The organism is Alphaproteobacteria bacterium, from assembly GCA_018063245.1.
Taxonomy (GTDB): Bacteria; Pseudomonadota; Alphaproteobacteria; order JAGPBS01; family JAGPBS01; genus JAGPBS01.
Genome location: JAGPBS010000062.1, coordinates 1 through 11,613, shown reverse-complemented (window position 1 = coordinate 11,613; position 11,613 = coordinate 1). Strand labels below are relative to the sequence as shown.

Below are 11,613 nucleotides of genomic sequence, written 5' to 3'. Positions count from 1 at the left end.
TCTCTCACTTCGATAACTCCTTTTGCTAACCACGGCATTTTAGATCTCCCATTTTTGCCGTAAAGTTTATCAATTTTCGTTACCTATGTCCCCGCACATTCGTTACCTATGTCTCCGGTCTGTACACTTCTGCGGGTGTGACAAGAGAATTTAACTGAACAGTATTGAAATTTGAAAGACCACTTCTCAAAACTTTACACCTTGACACATAAAGTTGTAAAGGTCATCAACGATAATCATCGTTCTACATACTCATTATTTGGGTAACAGATTTAGAAATTATTACGAGAGCCATCAATTCTCAAAAGAAACTTTGAGAATCTCGTAATATTTTGTTCCTTTAGGCGTACTTACTTCAAAAGTATCGCCAATTTCTTTACCAATCATGGCACGTGCAATAGGTGCATTACATGAAAGCAAGCCATCTTTAATGCTGCTTTCTTCTTCACCAACGATTTGATAAATGATTTCTTCGTCTGTATCTTCATCAACCAATTTAACAGTGGCGCCAAAGACCACACGATTGCCTGTTAAAGATCCAATTTCAATCACATCAGCACAGGAAATTTTAAATTCTAATTCATTCACACGCCCTTCAATAAAGCTTTGACGCTCTCTTGCAGCATGATACTCAGCATTTTCAGACAAGTCCCCATGATCACGGGCCTCTGATATAGCTTTAATGACAGCAGGTCTTTCAACTTTCTTCAAATGATCGAGCTCTTCTCTTAAACGATCAAAACCTTTTGATGTCATTGGAAATTTTTGTAAACTCATTTTTACCTCACTCACAAAACAAAAAAACCACACAACACGTGAGCCCGTGTTATTGGTAACTATCTAAAGCTTTTAAGCTATATGCACAATATAGCAATTCCTAGACAATTTGTCAAGATCCGCTCAAATATATCTACTCTATTTAACTTGGCAATATCAACATCAGCTGAAAGCAAAATAATCATTGACCCTTTCGTCTTTTTCTAAAAAAATAAAAAATTTTATTTAAAATTTTAAATTTATATGATACAATGTATATAAGTTGAGAAAAATAAGGTTTTAATAAATAGAAAAATAAAATCGGAGTCATAAAATGGATAATATAGAAAAACAAAATGCGGCTGGTCATACGTTTTTTGATAAGCATCTAAAATCAAGAAAAACATGGATGATTTTATTGATCGGCATCCTTATTCCACCTGTTATTTCACAATCAACAGTCTGCGGATTTAACAGTTGCGATTATACAGAGCTTTTACCAGCAACAGTCACAACAGACACAATCAATACTGGAACAGTCAATATTTCCACCATTTCTGATGTGACAAACCAAGCAGAAACAACAAATCTATTAGGTAGTACTGTCAATAATAGTGGGACATTTAAAAACGCTATGACAGGATCATTCAAAAACTATGGCGTTTTCTCAAATAAACCGAGCAGTCATTTTGCGAACAATGGTTCATTCACAAACCATAGTGGCGGATCATTCTTAAACAATGGCGGCAGCTTTGCAAACAATGCTGGCGGCACATTCAATAACAATTCAGGCGGATCTGTTGTAGCCTCTGGCGGCAGTAACAACACCAATAGCGGCACTTACAATAACAACGGCACAACAACAGTCACAGCCGACTCAACATTCAAAAACGAAGGTAAAATTGATAACACCGGCGGTACTTTTGACAGTGAAGGCATTTTCACAAACACAGGTACATATGGCGGGGATGGCAGCACCTTCAATGGCGACATGACTAATACTGGACAAATCGGTACAGATAATAACGGCACAACACCAGCTCCAGAAACCATGACATTTAACGATGGCATCATCACAAATAACGGTGGAACCATTAGCTTAGATATTTGGAGCACAAGTGCTTATGACCAAATTATCGGAAACTCAGCGTGGGATCTCACAGGCGTTACACTGAACCTTATCTTCCAGCTCACAGATTTCCAGAGCATCACATCTCTCAGCTATCAAGATATAACAGTTAATGGTCCTCTCTATCTTCTTCCATTGATCACAGGGTCCTCTATAACAGGTGATCTGCTCGCCTTTGTGAATAACTTCAACACAACACTACAGTATCCTGGTTACACAATTGGCTACCAAATCATTGGAAACACACTTTATGCAACATTTGTGGATCCTCCTCTTCAAAGAGCGGCATGTGAAACAGAAACATGTGAACAACCTAATCCGACACCTGAGCCAGCTCTTGCATCACTCCTCTTCTTAGGGCTTGTATCAGTAGCATTCTTAAGAAGAAAATAAGATCAAAAGCTCTTAATCATTAGAAATCCTGCCATCTGGCAGGATTTCTTGTTTGGCACATCAGTTTAGCTTGAGATTTGCAGAAGCCTGTGCTAGGCTCAATCATGTTTACGCTCTAAACTTTTAAAATGGCCTTTTGCCCTTCTAAAAGTTTTTTTTCATTTTGGCACGAGATAGGTTGTTTGTATAGATGGATACATTGTTATATTTGGTAGATTCGTGGTTAAATTTGGTTGACTCTTGGAGTTATCCAGGCATTTTTCTAACAACAATGATTGAAAGTACCTTTGTACCTATGCCAGCAGAACTCACAATGATCCCCGCAGGTATTTTAGCTGCGCAGGGCGAATTAAATTATTGGGGAGTCTTGGTTTCATCTACCGCCGGCGTTGTTGTAGGCTCGATCATTAACTATTGGATAGGCTATCGCTTCGGACGTACACTCCTTGAAAAATACGGTAAATACGTCTTTATCAAACATGATTTCCTTGAAAAAACAGAAGCTTTTTTTGCAAAATACGGCGCCTTTTCTGTTTTTATCGGGCGCCTTCTCATTGGTATCCGTCATTACATCGGATTTGTGGCTGGTATAGCCCGTTTTAAATTTAAATCGTTTGTTATTTATACATCTATCGGTGGATTGCTCTGGATGTTTATCCTTTTACAAATAGGCTATCTATCTGAAAAAACTGCAGAATCAAGTTATTCTGCTGTCACAAATTTACAAATTATTATTGTTCTTTTGACAATCATCTCTGTTATAGCTTATGGTATAAAATTGTACATGATGAAGGATTAATTAAAAAATATATCCACCCCTTAAATAGCTGAATTAAAAAGGAATGGCTTAATGAATTTAAAAACGACAACACAAGACTCCTCACAAATGGAGGAAGTCTCAAAAGAACCGATTGCCAAAGAATGGCGTATTTTAGGACTTAATATGTGGCAGCAAGTTCTTGTTGGCCTTCTCCTAGGTATTATCGTTGGCGCTATCTTCGAGCAAGACGCTGAATTTTTGAAAATTTTTGGGACTATCTTTATTCGTCTGATTAAAATGGTTGTCTCTCCTCTGATTTTTTTCGCTCTCATTTCTGGTATTACAAGCCTTACGGCCTCACATCACTTCAAAGGGATTGCTTTAAAAGGATCTGCGGCTTATATCCTCACATCGGTTATCGCTGTTGCATTTGGCTTAATCTTGGCCAATATTTTTCAACCTGGTGTTGGAGTTCCTAAGCCCGTCATTGATACATCTGATATGGACTTTACATCAAGCACAATCATGACAATACAAGATTTTTTATTCAACCTGATTCCTGCGAATATCGTGAATGCAATTGCTGAAGATAACTACATTCAAATTGTTATTTTTGCGATCTTTACGGGCGTTGTCATGAACAACATTCATTGGAAGACAACACGCGTCAAAGAAATCAACCAAGAGATGGCTCATGTTACCTTTAAGATGATTGAATGGCTTGTGCGTTTTGCACCATTAGCCGTATTTGGCTTTATCGCATCGCTTGTTGGCACAACTGGTTATGATGTGATTTTAAGCCTCATAAAACTAGTTGGACTTGTTATTGCCGCTTGCTTCTTCCAATATTTAATTTTTGGCCTACTGATGATACTCTTTGCCCGAATCTCTCCTTTGCCATTTTATCGCAAGATGCTTCCAACACAGATTATGGCTTTTTCCACAAGCAGTACAAAAGCAACACTGACAACAGCTATGCGTGAACTTCAAGAGAAAATGGGCGTCTCACCAAGTACGAGCAACTTCATGATGCCTCTCGGCGCCTGTGTTAACATGGTTGGAACAGCAATTTATCTAGGAATTGCTTCAGTTTTCTTCGCGCAAATGTATGGCATTCACCTCACCGCAACAGATTATTGCATTTTGATGTTCAACTGCACTCTAGGCTCTATCGGCGCAGCAGGAATCCCAAGTGGCTCAATCATTTTCATGGGAATGGTTCTCTCTTCTGTTGGAATCCCAATTGAAGGCATTGCTGTTATTCTAGGTGTCGATCGTATTTTAGACATGTTCAGAACCGTTGTGAACATTACGGGCGATGCTGCAATTACAATTGTTGTCGATAAAAGTGAACAACAGCTCGATCTTAAAACATATAACAGCTAGCCTCATAATCATTTATTTATCTTTTGTGTGTTAAGGTTATCATGACGTTCTTAGGAATAACTCATGAAACCTTTTCACCATCTGTTACTTGGTATCCTTTTATACCCTCTTTTTTCGATTTCTCTTTTCGAAATTATTGGTTATCTACAGCCTGATCTAGCTGATAATCTAAAGATATCCCTCACCTCTTCCTTCTTGTTTCTAGCCCTCTTTATCCATAGCTTTATTCTGTTTAGACGTAGAGAGAGGCACTTTCGGAAAAAGTATGAAAAGCTTGCCATTATGAGTCGTATATTTGTCAATCGCTTTTCTGAACTTGATCCGCAAAAAATTAGAAAAATAGCTGAGCAATTTGAAACGATTTTTGATTATGATGTAAAAAACGACATAGAAATCGACGTGGAGGAAAAGTTGTTAAAAGAAGCAAACATTATAGATTACTTAAGAGATCGCATCTTTACGCGTGTTAAAGAAGCAATCCTGACCGTCAATGACATCCCAAATCAAAATAGAGCTGGCGGAAAAACGGCTGAGGCTGAACGCGCTCAAGAAAAAATTGTCATGATTCGTGAGGCTGTTAAAGAAAATAGAATTGATATGTACTTACAACCGTTGGTTAAGTTACCTCATCGTAAGCGCGTATCGTATGAATTATTCTCACGCCTGACTGCTGCAGATGGAAAACTCTTAAAACCCGCTGAATATATTAAAATTTGTGAAGAGCATAGACTCGTTTCTGTTCTCGATAATTATCTTTTATTCAGAGGCATCCAGATCCTTAAACATAAAAAAACAGATCCAAGTCTTAGCTTTTTCGTAAACATGTCTCGCCACACCTTTATGGACCGGAACTTTATGGATCAATTCATTGAATTTTTGGCTATTAATAAATCGATTGGCGAGCGCCTCTTTTTTGAAATTGCCTATCAAGACTTTATTGAGACGAAGGAAACACTCGTTCCATTACTCAAAAAAATGGAACAATTGGGTTTTAAATTTGCGCTCGATCAGGTGCCTGTTGAAAAATTTGATGTAAAATCTCTGAAAGAGTTGAATTTTCAATATGTGAAGTTGAAAATCACCGAATTACGTGCCATGATAAAAACCGATCCGGATCATCAAAAATGGCATCAACTGAAAACAGCAATTCATCAAAACGGTGCAAAAATTATTGCTGAACATGTTGAAACTGAAGAAGAGCTTGTTGATGCAAATGAACTTGGCATTGAATTCGGCCAGGGCTACTTTTTTGGTGAACCTTCTCTCAATTACAGACGGTTTGATAAAGAAAGCTTACAATGATGAACTACCAACTCAACAGATTCCCTGAATCGATTGCCATGACGCACTCGATGAGTGAAACAATTAATGACTACGACGTTTATATCCTTGATTTATGGGGTGTTCTCTATGATGGAGGAGGATTATACCCTGGCGTGCTCGAGTGCCTTACAAAGCTTAAACAAGCCTCTAAAATCATTTGCCTATTGTCGAATGCCCCTCGCCTTGCAACAGACATTGAAGCTGATCTTAAAAAGAATGGACTCACCAGAGACCATTTTGATCACATTATGACATCAGGTCAATTTACACACGATTTCTTGCAATCAGAAGAACGGCAGACCTATTTCCCGGGTGATCGTTTTTACTTTATTGGCGCTGACCGTCATGTCTCTCTCTTTTCAAGCTTGCCATTAACACAAGTTGAGCACCCGAAAGATGCTGACTTTGTCCTTACTTGCGGAACACGCGATTTCTCACACAGTCTTACTGATTATCAAGATGAGCTTGCCCTTTGCGCTTCTTACAATCTACCTATGATTTGTGCAAACCCAGATAAGTATGTCATGAATGCAGGCAAGCGTGTCATATGTGCAGGACTTTTAGCCCAACACTATTCAACCTTAAAGCAGCGGGTTCAATATTTTGGCAAGCCCTATACAATCATTTATGATGCCATTCATGAGTTCTTTCCTGATATTGAACGCGATAGAATGCTGATGGTCGGTGATTCATTTGAAACAGATGTTAAAGGCGGATTTCATGCAGATATTGATGTTGCCCTCATCAGCGGCGGCGTTCATTCTGAAGATCTTAAAATCGATTGGGGACAGATGCCTGAAGAAGGACTCGTCATCGGCCTATGCGAAAAATATGACCTTTGGCCTCGCTATGTATTGCCGACTTTTACCTGGTAACAATGAGAGAATAATGTGACAAAAAATCAACAAGACAAAGAAACAGATGCTCTTTCCCCCCTCATCGCCAAATGGCGATCCATTGCTCAAATCGAATTGGGCCCAAAGAAACAAACGGATGATCTTTCAAAACCCATTGCTGAAGGGTTTAAACTTTCACCTGTCTATTTCGCTGATCAATCTGATGGGCATATTCCAGGCTCTTTTCCATTTCGCCGTGGTGTCAAAGCAACCATGTACACGAACCGTCCCTGGACAATTCGTCAATATGCTGGCTTTTCATCGGCTGAAGAATCAAATGCTTTTTACAAACGCAATTTAGCGGCAGGACAAAAGGGCCTGTCCGTTGCTTTTGATCTTCCAACGCACAGAGGGTACGACAGTGATCATCCGCGTGCCTATGGTGATGTTGGCATGGCCGGTGTTGCCATTGATTCTGTCGAGGATATGAAACGGCTTTTTGATAGTATCCCCTTAAATGACATTTCAGTTTCCATGACCATGAACGGCGCTGTTCTGCCAATTTTGGCTTCCTTTATTGTTGCAGCGGAAGAGCAAGGCGCCAAAAGCCAAGATCTACAGGGCACCATCCAGAATGATATTCTCAAAGAATTTTTAGTCCGCAATACCTATATTTATCCGCCCAAAGCCTCATTACGAATTGTTTCAGATATTATCGCCTACTGCGCCAAAGAAATGCCCAAATTCAACCCCATTTCAATCTCTGGCTATCACATGCATGAAGCCGGTGCAACAGCAGTACAGGAACTCGCTTTCACACTGGCCAATGGACTTGAATATGTCAGAACCGCCATTAAAGCAGGACTCAATGTTGATGATTTTGCACCGCGTCTTTCTTTCTTTTTTGGCATTGGCATGAATATCTTTATGGAGGCAGCCAAACTCAGAGCTGCACGCCAGCTTTGGGCAGAGCTGATGAAAGAGCACTTCTCACCACGAGATGATAAATCACTCATGTTGCGCACTCATTGTCAAACCTCTGGCGTTTCGCTCCAAGCACAAGATCCTTACAACAATGTTATCAGAACTGCCTATGAGGCACTTGCTGCTGTTTTAGGGGGAACACAATCTCTACACACCAATTCTTTTGATGAAGCCCTTGGCTTGCCAACAGATTTTTCCGCCCGTATTGCTCGGAACACACAATTGATCCTTGCTGAAGAGACTCATGTAACCTCTGTTGTTGATCCTCTTGGCGGCTCTTATTATGTTGAAGCCTTAACGGATCAACTCATCTCAGAGGCAAGAAAATTAATCCATGATGTTGAAGAGTCCGGCGGCATGGTTGCAGCGATTGAAGATGGGTGGGTCCGTGTTCAAATTGAAGAAGCAGCGCTTGAAAAGCAAATTCGCTTTGAGCGCAAAGACGATAAAATCGTGGGCGTGAATCTGCATCCTCTTAAAGATGAGAAGATGGTTGAGGTTTTAAGTATCGACAATAGCAAGCTCAAAGCAGCTCAAATTGAAAATCTCACATTATTAAAAGCAAAAAGAGATCAGAAAAAAGTAACAGAAGCCTTGAATCAATTAGAGGCAGCAGCCTCAGATTCTTCACAAAACCTTCTTGCTCTTGCGGTTGAGGCAATGAGATTGCGGGCAACGCTTGGTGAAGTGACAGCTGCTCTTGAAAAGACATTCACACGCTTTCAACCGAAAATGAGCGCTATGTCTGGTGTTTAATACGGAGCCTTTCAAAAGGAGCAACAATTCATGGATATTAAAAAAGACATTGATTCATTTATAGCTAAGCACGGCCGTCGTCCCCGTATCTTGGTTGCAAAAATTGGGCAAGATGGTCATGATCGCGGCTCAAAAGTTGTGGCTTCAGCCTTTGCTGATATGGGCTTTGATGTTGATCTTGGGGGTCTGTTTCAGTCTCCTGAAGAAGTCGCAAGACAAGCGATTGACAATGACGTTCACATCATTGGCATCTCAACTTTAGCTGCGGCTCATAAGACTCTCATTCCGCCACTCATGCAAATGCTAAAGGCTGAAAAAGCCTCAGACATTATCGTTGTTTGTGGCGGTGTTATCCCTCCTCAAGACATTCCCTTTTTAAAAGAACATGGTGTTAAATCCGTCTTTGGCCCCGGCTCCGATTTACAAAAAGCGGCCAAGGAAATTCTGACTTTATTACACTGAAAAACAATGGCACAAAAAATTAAAGACTGGGCAGAACAAATCATCAAGGGAGACCGTAGGGCGCTTTCTCAGGCCATTACATTGCTTGAATCAAAGACAGATGAAGACTATCTCCTCTCTCTTGACCTGATGGAAATGATCTCAGCCAAAACAAAAGAATCTCTTCGAATCGGCATTTCAGGATTGCCTGGTGTTGGAAAATCATCCTTTATTGAACAATATGGCATGCAGCTTACCAATGAAGGTCACCGCGTTGCTGTGTTGGCAATTGACCCGAGCTCCGTTCATGACAAAGGCGCAATTCTTGGCGATAAGATTCGCATGACAGATCTTGCGAATCACCCTCAGGCTTTTGTGCGTCCATCTCCTGCCTCAGGCCATTTAGGAGGCGTCACACAGCGTATGCGCGATGTGATTCTACTCTGTGAAGCGGCTGGCTATGACCGCATTTTAATTGAAACTGTTGGCGTTGGACAATCTGAGATTGAACTCAGCCATATGGTTGATGTTTTTTTATACCTAATGCTTCCTGAAAGTGGTGATGATATTCAGGCTTTAAAGCGTGGCATTTTTGAGGTTGCCGATTTCGTTGTCATTAACAAGGTTGAAGCCGAGCAAAAAAGCACAGCCAAAAGATTACACAAGAATTTAAAATCATCCTTTGCGCTTTTATCAAAGCGTGCAAACGGCTGGAGTGTTCCGATTTGTTTATTGTCTTTGGAAACAAAAGATGGATTTGATGATTTAGTTAAAAGAATCAATGAATTTGAGGCCTATATTAAAGAGAATGGTTATTTCACAAAACGTCGTGATGAGCAGAATCAACTGTCTTTAAAAGAAGAGTTCGAGGCGCAATTCAAAAAATGCTCAGAGGATATGTGTCAAAGGTTAATGACAGAGTTTCAAGCAAAAGATGCGAAGAAGAGATATGCACCTAAAGATATCCATGAATTTTTGAAAGAGCGGATTTGAGAGTCACCTCTATCACGCCTAAATCGTCATCAACTATGATTTTTGATATAAAGAGGGGTCATTCAGAGCCACCTCCTTAAGGTGGCGTGGAATCTCTGCGCAATTTCAACAAAAAGCTGCACTCAATTGTTAAATCCCTGAGACTCCACGGGCCCTGCCCCCTCGCACTGCGTGCTTGGCGGCCAAGAAGGCCCTCTGAGTGACGCATTTGGCAAACTACAGTGCATAAATTTGATCATTGAAGACGTACCCCTCCACCGCCGTCATATATGGACGCCTGTGATAATGCAAGAGAAAAATAGAGGGCGATGTGTATATGACTTTGTGGTTAAGATCACAAGCCTACTTTGGTACCTGCCCCTTAAAGCCCTGACGTTTTGCTTGTTCCGCAGCTTTTCTAAATTCATCATCTGCAGCAGCATCTTCCGGAGAGACAACTTTTGGGTCAACAGACTTCTGTCCCTTGAGAGCATCTACCCTCTGTGTTATCTTTTCTTGATAGCTTCTCAATTTATTATATTCAGCAGCAAGAAGATGATCATCATCTTCTTGTTTAGGCACATCCAGTCTATAGCTCTTTCTAAACTGTTCTAACTCTTGTTTTAGATCCTGATATGTTTGTTCGTACGCCGCTTCTGTCGCCTCATGATATGAAACGCCTTGAAGATCTTTTGGCAACGCATTAATCGCATGATTTAACTTATCAGCAATGGCCTGCTTGCCTTTTGAAAATTCAGGACTTGATGTGCTTAAAACTTGTGAAGTTTTAACCACAGACTCTTGCACAATAACAGGCACAGGCGCTGGTTCTGGTTTTTGGGCCTCCATCACAGGTTTTTCTGGTCGAGAAAGCAATCCAACTAAAAAATTAACAAACTGCCTTACAAACCCAGGTGTACGTGATTTTGGAGATTCATTATCAAGAGGTTTATCCGTTTGACTTTCAAGGCTGCTCTGAAGTTTTTCTAACTCCTTTTTCGCTTGACCTAACATAAATCTCTGTGCTGAAGAATTTGTATCCAAAGCAAATTGAAGATGATTCACAATCGTACGTAACAGTGACTGCTGTGTCGAATCTAAATCAGGCTCAATCTGTTTAAGACTATTTAATCGACTTTGGACATCTGCTTTATCAACACTCGTCAGATCCTCTAAAGAGGTGACACTCAACTCTTCAAATGTTTTAATATGAGTTTCTATGGATCCAACACCTGTAAACCTTGCTGGAGGAAGATCTTGCGCTGCAACAACTACGAGCCTTTTTTCTCCAAATGCAGCAATAGGACTATTCTCATCTAAAATTGTTTCTTGTGGTCTGATACCAGCCTTACCAATGTCTCCTGCCATTTTTCTCTCCCTCATTTATAACCGATCCCTCATTATACCATATTAGAGATAATATGCATAAAATTTTATGTTTTATTGGAAATTTGAGAGTTAGCTTAATGGTATGTGACGGATAAAACGTCATCAGAAATGATTTATAGATTTAGAGAAGCGTCATTCAGAGCCACCTCCTTAAGAGGTGGTGTGGAATCTCTGCAACCTGTCCACAATACTGTACTTATTTGTTACATTGCAGAGACTCCACGCCCTCCTGAAGGAGGGCTCTGAGTGACGAAATTGAGAGAACTACTCACAGCATGTCATGCTGAATTTATTATCGCATCTTCTTTACGATATCCCCTAAACTATCATCTTTGCATACTCCTTTATCATCCCTGCGAAAGTGTACAGACCGGAGACATAGGTAACGAATGTGCGGGGACATAGGTAACGAAAATTGATAAACTTTACGGCAAAAATGGGAGATCTAAAATGCCGTGGTTAGCAAAAGGAGTTATCGAAGTGAAAGA

Annotated in this window: 8 protein-coding genes and 1 pseudogene; 7 read left to right on the top strand and 2 right to left on the bottom strand. The window is 40.3% G+C overall.

Annotated features, from left to right (window positions below; genetic code table 11):
- Positions 1-294: 294 nt before the first annotated feature.
- The gene (greA, locus tag KBF71_08160) at positions 295-756 is read right to left on the bottom strand and encodes a transcription elongation factor GreA (GenBank protein MBP9878287.1); all 462 of its coding nucleotides are present in this window, start codon (positions 754-756) and stop codon (positions 295-297) included.
- 334 nt (positions 757-1,090) lie between these two features.
- On the opposite strand from greA, the gene KBF71_08155 reads away from it, so the two are divergent.
- From KBF71_08155 to meaB, 7 genes and pseudogenes are all read left to right on the top strand, one after another.
- Positions 1,091-2,278: a hypothetical protein gene (locus KBF71_08155; GenBank protein ID MBP9878286.1), complete on the top strand. Its 1,188-nt coding sequence runs from the start codon at positions 1,091-1,093 to the stop codon at positions 2,276-2,278.
- Positions 2,279-2,468: 190 nt separating this feature from the next.
- The gene (locus tag KBF71_08150) at positions 2,469-3,077 is read left to right on the top strand and encodes a DedA family protein (protein ID MBP9878285.1); all 609 of its coding nucleotides are present in this window, start codon (positions 2,469-2,471) and stop codon (positions 3,075-3,077) included.
- Between the two features lie 51 nt (positions 3,078-3,128).
- On the top strand, positions 3,129-4,424 hold the full coding sequence (locus KBF71_08145; GenBank protein MBP9878284.1) for a dicarboxylate/amino acid:cation symporter: 1,296 nt from the start codon (positions 3,129-3,131) through the stop codon (positions 4,422-4,424).
- Between the two features lie 63 nt (positions 4,425-4,487).
- On the top strand, positions 4,488-5,726 hold the full coding sequence (locus KBF71_08140; protein MBP9878283.1) for an EAL domain-containing protein: 1,239 nt from the start codon (positions 4,488-4,490) through the stop codon (positions 5,724-5,726).
- Complete coding sequence (locus KBF71_08135; GenBank protein MBP9878282.1) at positions 5,723-6,622, top strand: TIGR01459 family HAD-type hydrolase; 900 nt, start codon at positions 5,723-5,725, stop codon at positions 6,620-6,622. Before KBF71_08140 ends, KBF71_08135 begins: the two co-directional genes overlap by 4 nt.
- Before the next feature lie 63 nt (positions 6,623-6,685).
- Positions 6,686-8,785 (top strand): annotated as a pseudogene (gene scpA, locus KBF71_08130) (methylmalonyl-CoA mutase).
- A gap of 6 nt (positions 8,786-8,791) precedes the next feature.
- Entirely contained in the window at positions 8,792-9,757 is a 966-nt protein-coding gene (gene meaB, locus KBF71_08125) for a methylmalonyl Co-A mutase-associated GTPase MeaB (protein MBP9878281.1), read from the top strand.
- Between the two features lie 342 nt (positions 9,758-10,099).
- On the opposite strand, the gene KBF71_08120 is transcribed toward meaB, so the two are convergent.
- The gene (locus tag KBF71_08120; GenBank protein MBP9878280.1) at positions 10,100-11,104 is read right to left on the bottom strand and encodes a hypothetical protein; all 1,005 of its coding nucleotides are present in this window, start codon (positions 11,102-11,104) and stop codon (positions 10,100-10,102) included.
- Between the last annotated feature and the right edge of the window lie 509 nt (positions 11,105-11,613).

Excerpts from the sequence above, each read along its gene's own strand:
- greA (MBP9878287.1), bottom strand. The coding sequence starts at position 756 with ATGACATCAAAAGGTTTTGATCGTTTAAGAGAAGAGCTCGATCATTTG.
- KBF71_08155 (MBP9878286.1), top strand. The coding sequence starts at position 1,091 with ATGGATAATATAGAAAAACAAAATGCGGCTGGTCATACGTTTTTTGAT.
- KBF71_08150 (MBP9878285.1), top strand. The coding sequence starts at position 2,469 with ATGGATACATTGTTATATTTGGTAGATTCGTGGTTAAATTTGGTTGAC.
- KBF71_08145 (MBP9878284.1), top strand. The coding sequence starts at position 3,129 with ATGAATTTAAAAACGACAACACAAGACTCCTCACAAATGGAGGAAGTC.
- KBF71_08140 (MBP9878283.1), top strand. The coding sequence starts at position 4,488 with ATGAAACCTTTTCACCATCTGTTACTTGGTATCCTTTTATACCCTCTT.
- KBF71_08135 (MBP9878282.1), top strand. The coding sequence starts at position 5,723 with ATGATGAACTACCAACTCAACAGATTCCCTGAATCGATTGCCATGACG.
- meaB (MBP9878281.1), top strand. The coding sequence starts at position 8,792 with ATGGCACAAAAAATTAAAGACTGGGCAGAACAAATCATCAAGGGAGAC.
- KBF71_08120 (MBP9878280.1), bottom strand. The coding sequence starts at position 11,104 with ATGGCAGGAGACATTGGTAAGGCTGGTATCAGACCACAAGAAACAATT.